17 protein-coding genes are annotated in these 19,160 nt (G+C 40.7%); all 17 read right to left on the bottom strand.

Translation table 11 applies throughout. The features are described from left to right. The coding region (gene pgk / locus AACX68_RS10000) for a phosphoglycerate kinase (RefSeq protein WP_228859014.1) at window positions 1–711 on the bottom strand (711 nt) is incomplete at its 3' end. Continuing rightward, window positions 708–2,009: an aminotransferase class III-fold pyridoxal phosphate-dependent enzyme gene (locus tag AACX68_RS09995; protein ID WP_228859013.1), complete on the bottom strand. Its 1,302-nt coding sequence runs from the start codon at window positions 2,007–2,009 to the stop codon at window positions 708–710. The genes AACX68_RS09995 and pgk, both read right to left, overlap by 4 nt. 114 nt (window positions 2,010–2,123) lie before the next feature. After that, window positions 2,124–4,304, bottom strand: a complete 2,181-nt coding sequence (locus AACX68_RS09990; RefSeq protein WP_228859012.1) for an FAD/NAD(P)-binding protein — start codon at window positions 4,302–4,304, stop codon at window positions 2,124–2,126. Window positions 4,305–4,400: 96 nt separating this feature from the next. Further along, window positions 4,401–5,252, bottom strand: coding sequence for a phosphoenolpyruvate mutase (gene aepX, locus AACX68_RS09985; protein WP_228859011.1), 852 nt, complete (start codon window positions 5,250–5,252; stop codon window positions 4,401–4,403). A 60-nt stretch (window positions 5,253–5,312) separates the two neighbouring features. Beyond that, the gene (locus AACX68_RS09980; RefSeq protein WP_228859010.1) at window positions 5,313–6,242 is read right to left on the bottom strand and encodes an NAD(P)-dependent oxidoreductase; all 930 of its coding nucleotides are present in this window, start codon (window positions 6,240–6,242) and stop codon (window positions 5,313–5,315) included. Continuing rightward, entirely contained in the window at window positions 6,232–7,299 is a 1,068-nt protein-coding gene (gene argC, locus AACX68_RS09975) for an N-acetyl-gamma-glutamyl-phosphate reductase (RefSeq protein WP_228859009.1), read from the bottom strand. The genes AACX68_RS09980 and argC overlap by 11 nt, the downstream gene beginning before the upstream one ends. After that, window positions 7,299–8,297, bottom strand: coding sequence for a zinc-dependent alcohol dehydrogenase (locus AACX68_RS09970; RefSeq protein WP_228859008.1), 999 nt, complete (start codon window positions 8,295–8,297; stop codon window positions 7,299–7,301). The genes argC and AACX68_RS09970 overlap by 1 nt, the downstream gene beginning before the upstream one ends. Next, on the bottom strand, window positions 8,294–9,454 hold the full coding sequence (locus AACX68_RS09965) for an iron-containing alcohol dehydrogenase (RefSeq protein WP_228859007.1): 1,161 nt from the start codon (window positions 9,452–9,454) through the stop codon (window positions 8,294–8,296). Before AACX68_RS09965 ends, AACX68_RS09970 begins: the two co-directional genes overlap by 4 nt. Window positions 9,455–9,856: 402 nt before the next feature. Further along, window positions 9,857–10,375, bottom strand: a complete 519-nt coding sequence (gene hpaC, locus AACX68_RS09960) for a 4-hydroxyphenylacetate 3-monooxygenase, reductase component (protein WP_099110478.1) — start codon at window positions 10,373–10,375, stop codon at window positions 9,857–9,859. Between the two features lie 21 nt (window positions 10,376–10,396). Beyond that, window positions 10,397–11,959, bottom strand: coding sequence for a 4-hydroxyphenylacetate 3-monooxygenase, oxygenase component (hpaB, locus tag AACX68_RS09955; RefSeq protein WP_228859006.1), 1,563 nt, complete (start codon window positions 11,957–11,959; stop codon window positions 10,397–10,399). Between the two features lie 263 nt (window positions 11,960–12,222). Continuing rightward, window positions 12,223–13,122: a 4-hydroxyphenylacetate catabolism regulatory protein HpaA gene (hpaA, locus tag AACX68_RS09950; protein ID WP_228859016.1), complete on the bottom strand. Its 900-nt coding sequence runs from the start codon at window positions 13,120–13,122 to the stop codon at window positions 12,223–12,225. 63 nt (window positions 13,123–13,185) lie between these two features. Further along, window positions 13,186–14,535: a 4-hydroxyphenylacetate permease gene (gene hpaX / locus AACX68_RS09945; RefSeq protein WP_228859005.1), complete on the bottom strand. Its 1,350-nt coding sequence runs from the start codon at window positions 14,533–14,535 to the stop codon at window positions 13,186–13,188. A gap of 20 nt (window positions 14,536–14,555) precedes the next feature. Beyond that, on the bottom strand, window positions 14,556–15,365 hold the full coding sequence (gene hpaI / locus AACX68_RS09940; protein WP_228859004.1) for a 4-hydroxy-2-oxoheptanedioate aldolase: 810 nt from the start codon (window positions 15,363–15,365) through the stop codon (window positions 14,556–14,558). Between the two features lie 64 nt (window positions 15,366–15,429). Beyond that, window positions 15,430–16,233, bottom strand: a complete 804-nt coding sequence (gene hpaH / locus AACX68_RS09935) for a 2-oxo-hept-4-ene-1,7-dioate hydratase (RefSeq protein ID WP_228859003.1) — start codon at window positions 16,231–16,233, stop codon at window positions 15,430–15,432. A 20-nt stretch (window positions 16,234–16,253) separates the two neighbouring features. Then, window positions 16,254–17,726, bottom strand: coding sequence for an NAD-dependent succinate-semialdehyde dehydrogenase (locus tag AACX68_RS09930; RefSeq protein ID WP_228859002.1), 1,473 nt, complete (start codon window positions 17,724–17,726; stop codon window positions 16,254–16,256). 86 nt (window positions 17,727–17,812) lie between these two features. Next, the gene (locus tag AACX68_RS09925) at window positions 17,813–18,211 is read right to left on the bottom strand and encodes a 5-carboxymethyl-2-hydroxymuconate Delta-isomerase (RefSeq protein WP_228859001.1); all 399 of its coding nucleotides are present in this window, start codon (window positions 18,209–18,211) and stop codon (window positions 17,813–17,815) included. A 12-nt stretch (window positions 18,212–18,223) separates the two neighbouring features. Further along, a complete protein-coding gene (gene hpaD / locus AACX68_RS09920) occupies window positions 18,224–19,099 on the bottom strand; it encodes a 3,4-dihydroxyphenylacetate 2,3-dioxygenase (protein ID WP_099121417.1) in 876 nt (291 codons plus the stop codon). Window positions 19,100–19,160: the final 61 nt, after the last annotated feature.

The following is a 19,160-nucleotide window of genomic DNA, read 5'->3' as shown; positions in this document are numbered from 1 at the left end:
TAATAAGTCAGAAGAAATATGAATGTTAAAATAATCTGAATTTCCAATATTTATGCCTATTGCCTTTAATACGCTGTTAAGAACAAGACCACCAATAATGATTTGGTGTACATTTTCAATTTTTTCATGTGAAAATAGAAAGTGAATTTTTTCTATTTTATTACCTCCCAAAATTAATATGGTTTTCTTGAGAGAGAAGAGATTTTCTTGCCATCGCTGTAAGTCATACAATTCTTTATTGACACCTGCTGAATAGCGCCATGGTAAGAAATTTTTGATGGCAGAATTTGATGCATTTTCACGATGTAATTTACAAAAACCACCAATGATAAGTTCATTCCCTAATCGGGATAATTGTTTTGCAAAATTGATATCATTATTTTGCTCTTCTGCATGTAACCGGGTATTACTGAATAGAACAATCTCTCCCTCCTGCATTTGATGTGCACGTTCTACAGCTTTTTTGCCAATGGAGTGCTCAAAATATTCAACTTTTCGTTTTAGTCGATGTGAAAGGACTTCAGCAATATAAGGTGTCTGTCTGGCACTATTTTTTTTGAAATCACCTTGATGATTAAGGATCGCAATAGCCCTATTATTCTTCAGCAAAGGTAATAAAGAATTCACCTCTTCCTCAATACGAGGATGACGCGTAACCCCTTCATCAATATTTATCCCTGCACTGTATAAAATTACATTTCTATTATTCATAAGTTATCTCTGAATACTTTTTTGATTCTGGATACCAGTTCGTGTAATTCATTTTGGGTAATAATTAATGGAGGAGTAAGCAGTAATGTGAGTGAATCTTTAGTTTTTCCGGAAGAGCGGCAGGCATAGAGGTTAATACCGTGTTTGTGCCCTGTTGGTATGAATTTTGTACTCATGCTTTGATGGAGGGTTGTTTCAATCGCCCATAGTAACCCTTGTCCTCGGATGTCAACTATACAGGGGATATCGGATAGCATTTCTTTCAGTAATAATCCGAAATATTTTCCCTTTTTTTTGATGGTATTAAGGCCAATTTCATGTGTCAGTACATCTAAAACTGAGAGAGCGATCCCGGTTGAGAGTGGATTGCCTGAATAGGTATGACCAATAAAATGTGGTGGTGATTGAGGTGCTAGTACTTTTCCGATTTCTTCTGAAACTAATAATCCGGAAATAGGGGTAAAACCAGCACCAAGGCCTTTCCCAATTATTGTAATATCTGATTCAACATCCCATGTTTTCATATTGAACCATTCACCAGTACGTCCGAGGCCAGTTACGATTTCATCGGCTATCAGGAGAATATTTCTTTCCCGAAGGCCATCTTTTAGTGTTTGCATATATTTTTGATGTGGAACCAGAGCACCGCCGGATGATGCTGTGATTGGTTCAATGAAAACACATGCAATACGCTCAGGTCCGAATTTATCAATGGTGTTTAGTGATTCAGTAACACACTCAAGCTGGCAGCTTTCAGGTGATTTATTCAAGGGGCACTGAAAACAATAACAGGGCGTTAATTTGACAGTACTTGTTGCAGGATCAAGAGGATTGCCTAATAAGTTATTCCTGCGAGCTCGGTCATCCCCATAACTGAGGGACTGGATTGTGTTCCCATGGTTAGTTATTTCTCTTCCCAGAGCATAGACTTTTCCTTCTTGTCCTTGATAGCGGAAATAATCCAGTGCAATACGATATGCTGCTTCTGAGGCTTCTGAACCACCATTGAGAAAAAATGCATACTGTTTATTATCATCTGATAGTTGAACCAGACGTACAGCCAGAGCTTCAGGCTCATTACTGCGAAAATGAAAGCGATATGCAAAATGTAGACGTTCAGCCTGATTTTTTATTGATTCAATTATTGTCGGATGGCAGTGTCCTAAATTTACGGTCATTGGGCCGGATGAAGAATCAATATATCCTTTTCCGTTTTCATCAAATAACCATATTCCTTTGCCTGAAATAACTTTAGGTAATTCTGGAGCATAGTCTTTAAATGGGTACATGTAGCTCATAAATACACCTCAGTATTCAATGTTCATTGCTCTGTTTTGGCAATGTAATGTTTAAAGCTGTAGCCCGGTCTATAAGGGCTCAGCTAGTTAAGGTCACATCTATTTTTCGAATTCTTAGGTTGAATGTTGTATTTCTTGTTTATCAGGTCGGGTGTTTGTATCAGATGTATTGGTATGCTTATCTAGTTCTCGTTTTACTGCACCTATACAGGCCAGTACATCATTGGCTACATGATGGTTTACATTTGGGCGAATGGAACCATTTTGAAAGAACATGATCCCTTCTGAGGGCTGGCCGATACAGAACATCAGTTCTTTTTCTCCATGATGGTTAATAAACTGAAATTCACGTGTGATATTGAAACTAGTTATGGGATTTTCAACACCATCCTGATCTTTATGGATCCAACGAGACGTTATTCCTTCATTAAGCAGGTTAGAAAATAGCGGGTTTTTGGCTTTTTTGGCATCGAAATGATGTAATTTAGCATCGATCATGGCGTCAAGAGTGGTAAAACTTCCTGGATCGCTCAGGCTATGGAGGTAAACGATATTATTATCGATTTGGATGTTTGATTTTGCATAAGTAACATCAACAATGTCAGCTTCAATAAGGGCTTCTATCTTTTCCATTAGCTCAATGCAGTTGCCGTTAGCAGCACGGTTATGTACAGCATAAAAATCTTTTAGCATCCGGTAATAAGAAGTTGGTGTAATTCCTCCAAAATCAACTGCATAAACCACAATTTGGCGTAAATCCCTAAAAACATCATCGCAGGCACCCTTATATGGATTATCCAGATTACCCTGCTCTGACTGTAGACGATCTAACTCCATGAATTTAAGGAGTCTTTCTCTGTATGGTGTATCTGAAGCAAAATCCATATGTGTAATGGGATCGACAATGAAATCCCAATTGAACAGGTGTTTTTCAGGTTCAGGGCTATGGCCCCAGGGACTGCTTATTGAGGCGAGTTGTTGAACAACTTGAGCAATATTACCGCTTTCTGCAATATGTTGACCATAAACCACATGAACAAACCGTTTAACGACGGATTCTATAGGAATATGTTGAATAAAGGTGGTGACTTGATTGTTAAGATAGCACCTGATTTTGAAAATAGTTTCTCTGGCTAAGATATCGACGGTTTTAGTTAAAAACTCAATAGCTGTTTCTTTCTGCATGTTGTGTTGATTATGCCCGGAGCTGAAAGTACTCACTAATGGCCGGGTCTGTTCGATCATGAGTTCTAATATTTCCTGACCGAATAGAATGCGGTAATAACACAACTTAAGTTCCAATAGAATGACAGGAAAAATATGGCGATCAAAATCCAGTTGTTGTGAATGGTTAACAGGGGAACTATCTAGATGAGAAGGTGCACCTAATTGTTCACGCAGCTTGTCCACAAATGGGCGGGTATAAAAATAGCCACTGTGTTCATATTTTTTTAAATCAACTTCTTTGAAGTTATGGGGACGGCTATAAGTAAAGTACCCAGAACGACTCAATGCGAAGATTTTTTCTGGTTCTTCCCCGGATGGCTGATATATCAGTTTGTTATTTTCCCTGAGAAATACTCCTCCTTTATTCTCAGTATAATAAAGCATGACATCGATGGCAGTAAGTCCCATGCCTATAATGCCGATTCTTTTTTTCTGCCAATCTGGAATATCAAATAAAGGATAAGCAAAATTATAATACTCTGTATATTTTCGCAACTTTTCTGATAATACAAAGTTATTTTCTGCTTCCTGATGCCCGGTAGCGAGGATCACAAATGTAAAGAGGTCATCATCTAACCCGTTTTGTGTCGTTATTTTATATTTGTTATCAGATTCTTTTTTGATTCCATTTACTTCATCTTTTATTAGCCTTATATCTGCACCAGCAGATAATAGTTCATTAACTAAGGCATTAAAGACTTCTTTCAATGATTCTCCATATAATTCACGAGTAGGAAATTCATCGGCATTTTTGTTATATCTTTCGTCTTGTGTAAGAGAGTATTTTCTTTTACACCATTCAATAAAAGTAGTCCTTGTTGATTTTGGATAAAACTCACTAATATTATTTGAGTTATCTGGAGCATAGGCAAGTTGGCCAACGATACGATTAAGCATACTGGTTTTAGGTTGGTGAGGGGAGTGGGCCCAACCGGAACCAAAATCTCCATATTTATCGAATAATGTTATACTTAATTTTTGTTCTGGTTTTTCATTTAATATACTTAATATTCCATTGAGTAGATACATGCCATTAGGGCCACCGCCGATTATTGCAATGCTAGTCATTTCGTTCTCCATATTTTAGACATACATAGGGGTATATCCATAATTAAAAAGGATATATAGAATACTTAATTTTAAAATGTATGTTTTTTTAAAATTTTACGAGTTATATAGTTTATTTAATTTTTTCATATTTCTTTCATTGGTCAAATTAAATAATTCGTCTAATGTTGAAATATTATGTTCCACATTAATGAGAGACTTATCATTGTAAATTGTTTCGGCTGTTTTTTTCATGCTATAAATAGAGCTTCTGATAAGATGGTTGGCCCAGATTAAATTGTTAATTCCATGATCAACGAATTCTGAATATTTTGTGTTGTAATATTTTGTTGGGACGGCAAAGAGTGGTAGCTTTTCTTTCCAGTGCTGAGAAAACTCAAATACTTCGATTGCTGTATTCTGTTTCGAATGAATAAGAATAGCATCAGCACCAGCCTGTTTATAGGCCTCTGCTCTGTCTAATGCTTCTGCCATTGTTTTACCAGAAATTAATGCTTCTACTCTGGCTATTAATGTGAAATTATTCCCACCGGTATCCTTAGCTGCTTTAATTTTGTTACAAAATTCTTCAACAGGGGCAAGTTCTTGATTTTCTCCGATAAAAGAGTTTATTTTTGGGAAAAGTTTATCCTCAATGCACATTGCATTGATAGAGATATTCTTCAGTTTTTTTACAAAACGAATGACATTCAGGTAATTGCCAAATCCTGAGTCACCGTCAACTAATATTGGAATTTCTATATTATCCGACATTTGTTCAAGTATATTGATTACTTGTGTCCATGAAGCTTCATTGCGATCCGAAAGTCCCATTGAAGCACTGATGGAAAGCCCTGATGCCCAAATAGCCTCAAAACCAACTTGCTCAACAATTCTTGCACTTAGACCATTATGTGCTTCCATAAATTGGGTTTGTTTTTTATTTTTTAATCTTTCTTGAATAGACATTATTACGACTCCTGAATTATCGCTTATTTATTTACATTTAATTATGACTAACTAAGGTATTTAATCTGAAAATTCCCGCTTTAAAAATTGAATAATCAAATCAGCAATCTTTTCTTGCGATTCATTTGTCATAGCACCAATATGTGGTGTTCCAATGAAATTATTTAGAGTAAATAGAGGAGAAATTTTTCTCTCATGTTCGAATACGTCACTGGCTGCACCATAAATATTTTTATTAATCAAAGAATGATAAAGGTCTTGTTCGGAAACAACTCCCCCTCTGGCGACATTGATTAAAATTGATGTCGGGTTTAAGTAACATAAATTATCTTTATTTATTAGGTTTTTTGTTGAGTTAGTATATGGGCAACAGACGACTAGTATGTCATTAAATGCCATTAACTCCTCAAGATGGTTAAATAAAGTGATATTTTTTGTATTCATATCTGCTGCTCGTTTTGTCGAATAGTGAGCAACTGTACAAGAAACTAACATATTATAGCCTTTGGCAATATTAGCAATTTCTTGCCCTATGCTACCAAAACCGATTAACCCCAATTTTTTATTGGTTAATTCAAATCCCATCAGTGATTTTTTATTCCAAATATTAGTTTCTATTTCATTACTTGCCCGTTTTATATGGCGAAAAAGGCAATGCATCAAACCAATACTCAGTTCCGCGACAGCTCTGGAATTAGTATTCGGTGTGTTATAAAAAAGAATCTTTGCGTTATATAAAGCTTGTAAATCAATATTATCTGTTCCCGTACCTGCGCGTATAATCGCCCTCAGGTTTTTTCCGTGACTAAGTAACTCACTATCCACTTGTGCTCCGCTACGAAGTATTAAAATATCGTATTTATTAATACATTGTATAAGTTCTTGTTGTGTAATAGGATGTTTTACTGTAACGGTAAAATTTTCTTCTATATAGTTTCTTAGTTTTATATGAATAGGGTCTACAACAAGTATTCTCAGTTTAGAGACCATAACGTGTTAATCCTGTTGATTCTTTGATATCCAGCATAAGATTCATATTTTGAATAGCGGTTCCCGCTGCGCCCTTGACTAAGTTGTCAATGATACTGACAATACGTAATTCACCTGTTTTTTGAACAATATCGATAGAGATATGGCAGGAATTTGAACCAATAACTTTAGATAGTTGAGGATAAATACCATAATCTTTTTCAATACCTTGAGAACCTTGATTTAATCCAACAATGGAAACAAATTCATTATTCTTATAATAATCTTGTAAATATTCGAGAATTTCGTTTCTGTTATAGGTTACTTTTGTATTTAATTTCATGGCTTGTATCATGAAAATGCCTCTGGCGAAATTACCATGTGAAGTAACTAATGAGATATTTGCCTGTCTACCTGTCGTCTCTTTAATGATGTTTTCTATTTCGTCAGTATGACGATGGCCATTGAGCGAATAAGCCAGAATATTCCCAAATTGATTGTAATGAAGTAATTCTTTTTTATGCTGATTACCTGCTCCTGAAGTCCCATTAATGGCACTGATGAAAATCATGTCAGTATTTATGATATCTTTTTTAATCAGGGGAATTAAACCACATAGAGCGGCATTGACATAGCATCCAGGGTTAGCAATATAGTGGCTTTTTTTAATTGACTCCCGATATTCTTCAACATAACCGTAAGTGAATTTTCCCTGTAATTCCTTTGCACCGTGCGGTTTTCCATAAATTTCTTCAAACAGGGCAGATTCGGAAAAGCGGAAATCAGCACCTAAATCAATAATTCTGGCTTGAGTATGGCTGAAAGCAAGGGCTACTGTATGTGATTCACCGGATGGAAGGCAAAGAAATATAATATCAGGTGTTATATGCTGTATTTCTTCTAGCGTATATGTTTTTTTAGCAATGCCGGTTAAATTCGGATGTAAAGATTCAAGATCAATACCTGACTCCCGGGAAATGGGATAAATTTCTTTTATGTAGGGATGATTTTCTAATAATCGAATAACTTCACATCCGGTCCAACCTGTTGCACCTATAACAAATGCTGTTATTTTCATTATAAATATCCTATTGATTCAATTAATACTTTTCCGTCTGAATTACCCGTAATCATGTGATTTTTAAGTTCTTTAAAGTGAATTTTTTTAGTAATTATTTTTTCCAGTTTTGAGTGTGTGGTTGTAGATAGGTGTAATATATCGATGGCCTGTTTTAAGTCATCAAGAGTACTCAGGAATGAACCACTGAATTTTAACTCTTTCCGTACAATTGTATTCATATCTAATTGACTAATAGTGTCAAAATAGGAAATGAATAAGAGTTCACCTCCAACAGCCGTTAATTTGAGTATTTGGCTGAAGTTCAATTTATTTCCACCTGCGACAATCATTACATCAAATTTATTTTCCACTACTGCGACTTGTTCATCGATTACGGTAAAACCCAACTCAATTAAAAATTTTTTCCTGGATACATTTTTTTCTATAAATGTGATGTCACAGGCACCATAGGTTTCCTGACAGGTAATGGCACTGAGCAAACCCATTGCACCAGCTCCAATAATTAGTATTTTTGTTGTTGGTGTAATACTGATTTTATTGAGTGCATGTATAACAATACTAAGAGGTTCAGAAAGAACGAATAAATCTGAATTATCAGGGAGAAATGCTAATGAACTATGATGAACAATCATATGATTAGAAAATGCACCACCACTGCCGGCAGTGTTATAAGTGATTTTTTGGGAACAATGGTTGTAACGCTTAACTCTACAGTATTCACAATATCCACAATAGCCATAAGATAATGCCGTTACCCATTGCTGTTCTTTAAATATTGAAATACCATTATTATTTATTACCTTTCCGATAAACTCATGACCAAGAATAGCTGGATATTTTTTATAAGGATGGCTACCGTGGAGAACCATATAATCTGAACCACAAATAGTCGCTTTTTGAATTTCCAGTAATAAAAAACCAGATTCAAGTTTGGGAATCGATTCTTTTTGATAGAATTGGCAGCCTTTCGCTGTGCATATTAATGAGTAACTCATGGGTTTATCTCTAAGTAATGAATAATCAGCATGTTTACTGCTTCTTTACCTATCTTATTTACTATGGGATCGTTGGTTATATTACCTTTGATTCTTTTTAATATATCTTCTTTGCTTGTGGGTAATGATTTTAATCTATCCTTTAATTTATTTAACTTTAACTTTTTAAGTATTCTTGAAATATATTTATCAAGAGGCATGTGTTGTGTAATGTTTTCTGGTAAAGGTGTATTTACTTTATATTTTATCAATAACTTTATCCATTCTGGATAAAAGGCTGCTAAACCAGCGCCATGAGAGAGTTTATATATGGGGGAGAAGGCTTGTTCAAACCTATGGGGTAAACAAGTACTATTATGGCAGACACAGATACCACCTAATAGAGCTGCATAGGCAATATCATCATAAAATTGCTCATCAATATTGCCCTTGGAATATTGATCTACAATCTTGTTAATTAAAGATAATGCTTCTAACGCAATTAATTCAATAATTCTGCTTTTCTTGATGGCCTGAGTTGCTTCAAAGGCGTGCGTAAAACTATCAAATATTGTTTCCCGTAATACGTTATCAGGTAAAGTATGGCCAAAATTAGCGTCAATTAAAGCAATATCAGGAAAAATGGCCATTCCCCGAACTCCGTCTTTATTACCATTGCTATTATCCAGAATAATTGCACCTTTGGTGACTTCAGCGCCAGTGCCAAACGTGGTTGGAACCGCAATATGAAATAGTTTTTTATTTACATATTCAAAGGTATTACCAACAACTGTTTCAATTTGTACTGCATCGTCGAGGCAAATTGAGGCTACTTTTCCTAAATCCAGTATGTTGCCACCACCCACTGAAATGAGCGAATCAAAATTGTCATTGTATAAACGATTCTTTATCTTTTGTAACTCTTCAGTTGATGCTTTGACATTACTTTCAATAAAATAGGGAATTATTTTTGTTTCTGAATTTTTGTTGCTTTGGGTAAATATACCCCTCAATCCGGGAGATCTTTTAAAGGCTCCTAGAGAAGTAATTAGCAATGTTTTGGTCAGTTTATTTTCACTAAGATAACGACAAATTTTTTCTAGTGAATTTCGTTCATAAATTATTTTTGTTGGTAAATTAAATGGGATGTTTTCAATTTTTATTGATCTGATTACCATGCTAGCCCTCATGATTCTTAATAGTTATTTTTTATAAGCACAGGAACAAATAGCATTGTTTATTTTTCATGGTGGTTTTATTTTATTATCATAATTTCAATTTCCTAATTGTGTTCGGTTTGTTTTTGATTTGTTCTTTTTGTGTTATATCGCGTTGCTTTTATCGTTGCAATGTTGATTGCGTAAAAAATTAAATATTTTATTAATTATTTTTGTCTTTATATTGCAGTTTTTTATTTTATTTATTTTTGAAAAGGTGAAGTAGATATTTAATTTTTGAACCATTCTTATTGATGGATATTATTATGTATTAGGCGGGGGGTATTGATACTGAGCTCAAAAATAACCCCCATTATTTTCAATGGGGGTACTAGTGATAGAATACTAATTTTTATCTTCACGTCAAACTGCGGTAGCCAGAGTTTTGTTCATCACCTGATGAAAAGCACGCTTAAAATAAATCAGCCCGTGGCCTTCTTCCAGAACATGAAGCTGTTTTATTTCGACCAGATAAACATTGTGTGTGCCGATTTCCTGCACCTGTTCGATGCTTCCTTCCAGACTGGCGAGTGTTCCTTTCAGCATGGGTTGCCCTAATGAGCCTGTGTGCCAGATATCCCAGCTAAAGCGTTCTTCCATACTGGCTTCAGTCATACCTGCAAAATGGCGGGCCAGCAATTCCTGCTCATGATTCAGGATATTGACACACAGTTGCCCATTACCCTGAAATACCTGATTCATAGCACTGTTACGGTTTATGCACACCATCAAAGTCGGCGGAGTATCCGTCACAGAGCATACTGCCGTCGCTGTCATACCGCAACGCCCGGCCGGGCCGTCGGTTGTGATAATATTCACCGCCGCAGAAAGGCTTGCCATCGCGTCTCTGAATAGCAAGCGATGTTCATTTTCTAAAGACATCATAAGTCTCCTGCTACTCATTTATTTCAGTAGCGTATCTAATAAATTTATATCGTTGTTGTTATGTAAGTGGGGGCTTACCCAGCCATTTACATCATAATCAGAGAGACACTGATCCACCAGCTCAGTCATTTTTTTCATATTGCCGGAACCATACGCATGGCGCAGGCATTGCAGGCGAATTTCATCCTGACTACCAGCATAGTTGATTTCATACAATTCATGGCGCCCGCCAAATTCACTGCCAATGGCATCCCACATTAGTTTCAGAATTTTAATGCGTTCAACATGATCAATGCCATTTGAACCCCGGACATATTTCTCAAGGTACTGACTAATTTCAGGATTATTCATATCCCGTACACTGGATGGCAAATAAATTAATCCACTGGTTACATTACGTTCAATGATATTTTTAATTTTTGTATAAGCCATTGGTGCCATGACCCGATAAGTCTGTATTGCCTGAGTGTCCGGCAGGTAGGCTCCACCTTCCCACGGTTTTGCTTCTGCCCACATTGCATCTGTCAGCGACCAGAACAGATTGCGCCATGCCACGACTTCACCCAAATCAGCCTGAACACCCCTAAAATCCACCACACCAGTACATTCCAGGCTCTTTTGCAGTAATCCGGTGATAAAGTCCAGTTTAACGGCCAGACGTACACAGGCCTGCATAGGAAACAGACGGGCGAAGCCACTTTGAACGGCCCAATTACGTGCGCGATCAAAGTCACGATAAATTAACACGTTTTCCCACGGAATTAACACTTTATCCATCACCAGAATGGCATCATTTTCATCAAACCGGCTGGAAAGTGGATAATCAAAAGGTGATCCGGTCGCACCTGCTGTCAGTTCATAAGAAGCTCGGGAGATTAATTTGACGCCGTCAGAATCCATTGGAGCGACAAACATCAGGGCAAAATCAGGGTTATCACCCATAACCTGCGCCGAGCCGAAACCGATAAAATTATAGTGAGTTAAGGCGGAATTGGTTGCCACGACTTTGGCACCGCTGACAATAATCCCCGCATCTGTTTCTTTTTCTATCTGGATAAAAACATCTTTAACCTGATCGGCGGGTTTATGGCGATCAATCGGAGGGTTGACGATTGCATGGTTAAAATAAAGCGCATTTTCCTGAATGCGTTTATACCATCTACGGGCATTATCGGCGAATTGCCCATAAAACTCCGGATAAGCCCCTAAAGCACAACAAAATGCCGCTTTATAATCCGGTGTGCGTCCCATCCAGCCATAGCTCTGGCGTGACCATTCAGCAATGGCATCGCGTTGCTGGCGGATGTCATCTGGGCTGGTTGCGAAACGAAAGAATTTGTGAGTATAACCGCCGCTGCCGGTATCAGTATCCCAACAGAGAATGTCATGAGTCTTTGGGTCATGCAGAGCGTCATATAATTGGCTGATAGAGGCAGCAGCATTGCGAAAAGCGGGATGCGTCGTCACATCCTTGACCCGTTTACCATAGATATAAATTTCCCGTCCATCCTGTAATGACTGCATATATTCTTTACTGGTTAACGGACGTGTTTTATCGGCACGAAAATCTTCTGGTTTCATAGCTACCTCATCATCCGAAGCCTTCCATTCTGATTTGTTATCTTAATGGTAGGTTAAGTGTTAAATAAATGTTGACTTATATATTTAATTGAAGCGACTGAGGGAGAATATCTGAAGAGACTTTCAGAAGAACCGCAGGTACTTTTCGGTAAAACGGGTGATTTGTTACGTAAATGTGATCAGCTTTGTGTTTTGATATAAGCGCGTCCGATCAGAAGTTATATCTGAATATGATTGTATTTTATGATGAAGGTATTTTATGGTTATTTGACGTTATTTTCTCGCCAGATACTCGGTGAACACCCTTCCAGCCGATTAAAAAACCGGGCGAAATAAGCCGGATCTTTGAATCCTAACTGGTATGCCACTTCAAATACCGGGCTATCACTGAACAACAGTAACCGTTTTGCTTCCCTTAATTGACGGTCAAAGATCAATCTCTTGGGGGGACGATTTGCAAACCGGCGACACATATCTTTCAGGCGTGATTCTGTAATTCCCAGAATCTGAGCATACTCCGGTACAGTAAGATGTTGGCTGTAATGCTGATCGACCAGTTGGTTAAAGCGCTGGAAGAGTTTCAGTTCTCCTCTGACTCCACCAGCACGATGATCTTCAAGGGGAATACTGCGTAAAAGAAAAGTAAACAGGGATTGTGCCAAGAAAGTCAGTGACTGTTCGCGACCAGCAAATTGATTGGCTGATTCACGACTAATTAATGCCCAGTAGTGATTGAATGTTTCCAGTTCGTCCGGTTTATCGGCGATGGAAAGGCAGAAAGCCGGAATATCAATCAGTTCCCGATGTGCAGGATAGAGCGAATTAAGTAGGGGAGTAATTAACTCCTGACGCACAGTCAGTACATAACCATCGGTGCCTTCCTGCGTAAAAAATGCATGGGGTACGGAAGGGGGAGTCAGGATAAACAGCGGAGCCTGTACCGAGTAACGGAGATCGTCCAATTGTAATTCAATCCGGCCGGTGACCAGATAGTGCAGCTGAAAAAAGCCATCATGGCGATGGGCTTGCATATCACGACCAAAAAATGCGGCCATTCGACCAAAAGTCTGATAATGGACATCATCTGATCCCTGAGTTTCATCATAATCTTTACTGATATCAATATTGCTAATAACTTCGCTGTTTATCTGGCTGGCTGACATCAATTTATTCCCTTCAAGGTGGTCATCAGGATATTTTTTGAGACGTCGTAAATTAGACAAATTTTATGATCTTGCGTGTTTCATTGGGATCAGCAGAACTATCAGTGCCCCGATAACCAGTAGCCCGGCAACAAAATAGAGACCAGAGTTAAAATTGCCGGTCTGATCTTTCAGCCACCCGATCAATAAAGGGCTGACAGCCGAACCCACATTACCCGTCGCATTGATCACCGCGATCCCAATAGCACGTGCTCGCAGACTGATGGATTGATCGGGCGTCGTCCAGAATACTGCCATCGCAGTAAACGAGCCGGTTGATGCCATGATGATGCCTAAAAGCTGTATCATGCTGTTGTCTGTCAGTGACGTCAGGATCCAGCCTGTTGCCGCAAACAGAAAAGGCAGAGCTGTGTGCATTTTTCGTTCTTGCAGGCGGTCTGACCGACGGCTCCAGTAGATCATCCCCAAAATGGTACAGAATTGAGGTATAGCTGTTAGCAGGCCAATAACGGTGTGACTGCTTCCCTGATTGAAACTCTGCATAATTTGTGGCGTCCAGATATTAATGGCGCTCAGCGTATTGGTCAGGCAGAAATAAGCGAAGGTGTACATCAGGACAATCGGGGTAAAAATTTCACGCCACAGGCTGGTTTTTGCGTGTGAAGGTTCAGGGTGTGCTAAAGAAACTTTATCGTTCTCTATCATTTCCTGTAGGCATTTTTTATCTTCATTTGTCAGCCACTTTGCTTTCTCTGGTGAATCATCCAGATAAAACCAGACGACAACACCCAGCAGAACAGAAGGGAAGCCTTCCAGAAAAAACAGCCACTGCCAGCCACGCAGATCCCAGATGCCGTCCATTTCCAGAATATAACCGGATGCCAGTGAACCAAATGCCATTGTGACAGGCATAGCAATCATAAACAGGGCATTAGCACGGGCACGGTAATAAGCCGGAAACCAATATGTCAGATAGACCAGAATACCGGGCAGAAAACCGGCTTCTGCAATCCCGACCAGCATACGCAGGATATACAGGCTGGTGGGACCGGTAGCAAACATTGTTGCGGTGGAAGCAATCCCCCACAGCACCATAATCGTGGCAATCCAGCGTCTGGCTCCTACAATGCCCAGCATGATATTACTGGGAATACCAAAAGCCACATAAGTCACATAAAACAGTGTTGCAGCTAACCCGAACATGGTCGATGTAAGACCCAGATCTTTTCCCATCGTTAAACCGGCAAAACCAATATTGATACGATCCAGAAAAGAAAATATGAACAGGACAAACAGAAACAGGATCAGGCGGCGAAATAATTTTTTGATAACACTTTGCTGCTGTGCCGTGAGGTTTTTATGTGAATAGTCTGGTGCATCATGTTTCTGTATGGCTTCAGGTGAGCTGCTCATGGTTGTGACCTTTTTATTGATTAATATGCAGCGTTGGATACAGACGATACGGTGTTTTCCTGTCCTTTACCGAAATGTGCCGCCAGCGAACTGGCTGCATTGGAGAGCAGTGTGGTATCAACACCAACGGCAATAAACTTCACCCCGAGATCCAGATAGTGCTCAGCCGCTTCAGTATTGGTCATCAATATCCCGGCAGCTTTGCCTGCTTTGTTGATTTGCCTGATAGCTTGTTCGATCGCCGCCTTAACCTCAGGATGTTGGGGGTTGCCGTGGTGCCCCATGTCAGCACTGAGATCTGCGGGGCCGATAAATACGCCATCAACACCCTCAATCGTCAGCATCTCTGACAAATTATTCAAAGCCTCACGGGTTTCCATCTGGATCAGCACACACATTTCTTCATTGGCACGAGCCAGATAATTAGGGATACGATTCCAGCGCGAAGCTCTTGCCAGTGCACTGCCTACACCCCGAATGCCTTCCGGTGGATATCGGGTAGCCCGTACAGCTTCACGTGCCTGCTCAGCATTCTGAATCATCGGGATGAGCAGTGTCTGAGCGCCGATATCCAGCAGTTGCTTGATAATAACCGGATCGTTCCACGGTGGACGAACAATGGGCTGGCTTGGATAGGCAGCAATAGCCTGTAACTGATTCAGGGTGGAAGAGATATCATTGGGGGCATGTTCGCCATCAATCAATAGCCAGTCAAAACCAGTTCCCGCCAGAATTTCAGCACTGTATGAACTACAAAGCCCAAGCCATAAACCGATTTGTGGTTGCCCCGATTGCAGGGCCCGTTTGAATCTATTTGTCAGTTGATCCATGAGTGCGCCTTATGCTCCGATTTTTTAATTAAATTTTTAATTCATTTTTATACCAGACTGATTTTTAATAAAAATAACAGCTCACTGAACCTAATGCGCCATAATCCACATGAAATGTATCACCTTTGCGGGCTGCAACCGGTCGGGTGAAAGAGCCACTCAGTATGATCTGGCCCGCTTCAAGCTGGACACCGTGTGGTGCTAACTTATTTGCAAGCCACGCAACACCACTGGCAGGATGGTCAAGCACTGCTGCGGCTACGCCGGATTCCTCAACTACACCATTGCGATAGAGCAGAGCGCTGACCCATCTTAAGTCCAGCTCATGGGGTTTGATGGGGCGTCCTCCCATAATGACGCCCCCATTTGCTGCATTATCAGAAATCGTATCCACGACTTTACGCGGGCGCTGGGTTTCCGGATCGATGTTATGACAGCGGGCATCGATCAGCTCCAGTGCCGGAATAACGTAATCGGTCGAATTGTAAACATCAAACAGTGTACAGTTTGGGCCTTGCAGCGGTTTTGCCAGTACGAATGCCAATTCCACCTCAATGCGCGGAACAATAAAACGTTCGCAGGGAATATAGCTACCGCTCTGAAAAAACATATCATCCAGCAGTGCGCCATAATCCGGTTCTTCAATTTGTGAACTGAGCTGCATGGCTCTGGATGTCAGGCCAATTTTATGTCCTTTCAATACCCGGCCTTCCGCCATTTTCATACTGACCCACTCACGCTGAATGGCGTATGCATCCTCAATGGTTATTTCCGGATAATCCAGTGAGATTTGACGGATCTGTTTACGGTCTTTCTCTGCCAGATATAAACGACGAGCAACCTGTGATACGACTTCTTGCTGTAGCATATGTGTCAAACTCCTTTGGTTTATAATCCTCCGAAACAGAGGTATTTCACTTCCAGATAATCTTCTATGCCGTAGCGCGACCCCTCACGCCCGAGACCAGACTGTTTTATGCCCCCGAACGGAACAGCTTCGTTGGAAATCAGCCCTTCGTTAATGCCGACCATGCCGCTTTCCAGCGCTTCTGCTACACGGTAAATCCTGCCGATATCGCGGGAATAAAAATAGGCTGCCAGCCCGTACTCTGTGCTGTTGGCAATGCGAATGGCCTCTTCTTCATCCCGGAATTTGAACAGGGCAGCCAGAGGGCCGAATGTTTCTTCATGGGCGACTTGCATTGTTTCATCAATATCAGCCAGTACGGTTGGCTCAAAGAACAGGCCACCCAGTTTATGGGATTTTCCTCCGGTCAGAAGCCTTGCACCACGGGAAACAGCATCACTGACATGCGCCTGAACTTTATCTATCGCAGCCTGATTAATCAGAGGGCCCTGCTGTGAGGAGCTATCACTGGCTGGCCCAACATGCAGTTCTCTGGCTGACTGAGCCAGACGCTCAGCAAATGCCTCGTAAATGTTTTCCTGAACCAGGATCCGGTTTGCGCAGACACAAGTCTGGCCGCTGTTACGGAATTTCGCTGCCATTGCACCTTTAACTGCGGCATCTAAGTCGGCATCATCAAAAACAATAAAAGGTGCATTGCCACCTAATTCAAGAGAGAGTTTTTTCACCGTATCGGCGCTTTGTGCCATGAGCAATTTACCTACTCGTGTCGATCCGGTAAAAGAGAGTTTGCGTACGATAGGGCTTGAAGTCAGGGCTTCCCCAATCGCTTTGGCGTCCATTCCGGTGACAATATTAAAGACCCCAGCCGGGATCCCTGCCTGCTCAGCCAGAACAACCAGAGCCAGTGCGGAAAGCGGGGTTTCTGCGGCCGGCTTCAGGACGACAGTACAACCTGCGGCCAGCGCCGGGCTGACTTTGCGGGTAATCATGGCATTAGGAAAATTCCACGGTGTAATCGCAGCAACCACTCCGATGGGTTGCTTGATGGTGGATGTGCGGCAACCCGGCATTGGGGAAGGGATAGTTTCGCCGTAAACGCGTTTGCCTTCTTCTGCAAACCATTCGATAAAACTGGCACCATAAGCAATTTCACCCATCGCCTCAGCATGGGACTTCCCTTGCTCGATACTCAGCAGTTCGGCCAGTGTTTTCTGGTTATCGATGACCAGATTGAACCACTGCCTGAGTATCTGGCTACGTTTTTTGGCTGTCAGGTCACGCCAGGCAGGAAGCGCTTTTTCGGCAGCTTTAATCGCACGATGAGTTTCTGCTGCCCCCATATCACTGACATTGGCGATGATGTCACCAGTGGCTGGGTTGGTCACAGCAAAAGTGGCTTTATTGTCAGCATCAAGCCATTTTCCGTCAATATAACCCTGCTGACGTAATAACAAGGAATCGTGTAATACAGCATCAAGATGGTTTGTCATGGTTTTCTCTTCATTTAACAAAAAGGTGAACTTAACGTTTTTGTACTTCAATCACTTTGAATTTCAGTTACATTGAATTATGACACTCATAATGTCTCATTTTTTGATTTAAACAGCTTATGAACATTATTGGATTTATAATTCAGTATTGGATCAAGTTCTTCCATTGTAAAAGAGAGACCAAGGTAACGCTGTGCCATTAAATCGGCAAAATGAGCTTTGATGAGTGAAAACAGCATTTCCCCGACTTTCTGGCAATCTTCAGCGCTGCGTCCTGCACCGATTTTCAGTGTCATGTGAACGAAAGCGTAATCCTGTTTTCCATCTGCCATTTGCCACGTATCCAGCCAAATAGCCCGGCTGCGGATCCCGCCCTGAGGGAAAATGCCGGTATCAGCAAGCGCCTGATTCACTTTCGCAAACAGTTCCGGTAATTTGGCTTCTTTGCGGATATTTTCGGTACATTCAGCGTAAAAATGTGGCATAGCTAACTCCTGTCAGACGGAAGTTGTCTGGTTAACAGAATGTGGTAATGGGAAAACAGCATTCACCTGTCCTGTTCCTGAACTGGCAAATAATTCCGTGAGAAACTCAACCTTGCCGTCATATTTATCCCAGCCAAGCAGCCCGAGTAACATGACGGTATCGTGCATATTGCCTTCACCCCGACAGTAGAGGGCATATTCAGGCAGCATGTCGCAAAACTCCCTGAAGCGACCTTCTTTCCAAAGTTTGACAACCCGGTTATCCATCTGCTCATCAAACTCGCGGGTATAGCTGTTCATGCCTTCTTCGGCACGTTGATCATCGATAAAGCTGTGGGAGAGTGAACCGCTGGCCAGCACGGCAACGGTGCCATCATATTTCTCAATAGCCCGTAAAATGGCTTCTCCCAACTTACGGCTATCTTCGAAAGCATGAACAGTACAAAAAGCCGAAATTGAAATAACTTTAAAATGGCGGTCACTATTCATATAGCGCATTGGCACTAATGTGCCATATTCCAGTGTCAGGCTGGCAATCTCATGTGATTTTGCACGAACCCCCATCTGGCGCGCTTCTTCTGCGATCATCCGTCCCAGTTCGGGATTTCCGTCATACTCATAACTCATATCACGGATAAAATGCGGTAATTCATTACTGGTATAAATACCGGAGAAATGTTCTGCACAGTTAATATGGTAGGCACTATTTACCAGCCAGTGGGTATCAAACACGATAATGGTATCGACACCCAATTCCCGGCAGCGACGGCTGATTTCCTTATGCCCGTCAATCGCACTTTGCCGACAGCCATAGTGTTTACCCGGCAATTCGGACAGATACATGGAAGGTACATGTGTAATTTTTGCTGCTAACGCTAACTTGCCCATAAATCCTCACTCAGTATCAGGATGATGAAAAGCGGTTAACGCTGGAAGAGATATACCCGCA

The organism is Xenorhabdus sp. PB61.4 (assembly GCF_963894935.1).
In the GTDB taxonomy this organism is placed as follows: Bacteria; Pseudomonadota; Gammaproteobacteria; order Enterobacterales; family Enterobacteriaceae; genus Xenorhabdus; species Xenorhabdus stockiae.
This window is presented reverse-complemented; position numbering and strand designations above follow the sequence as displayed.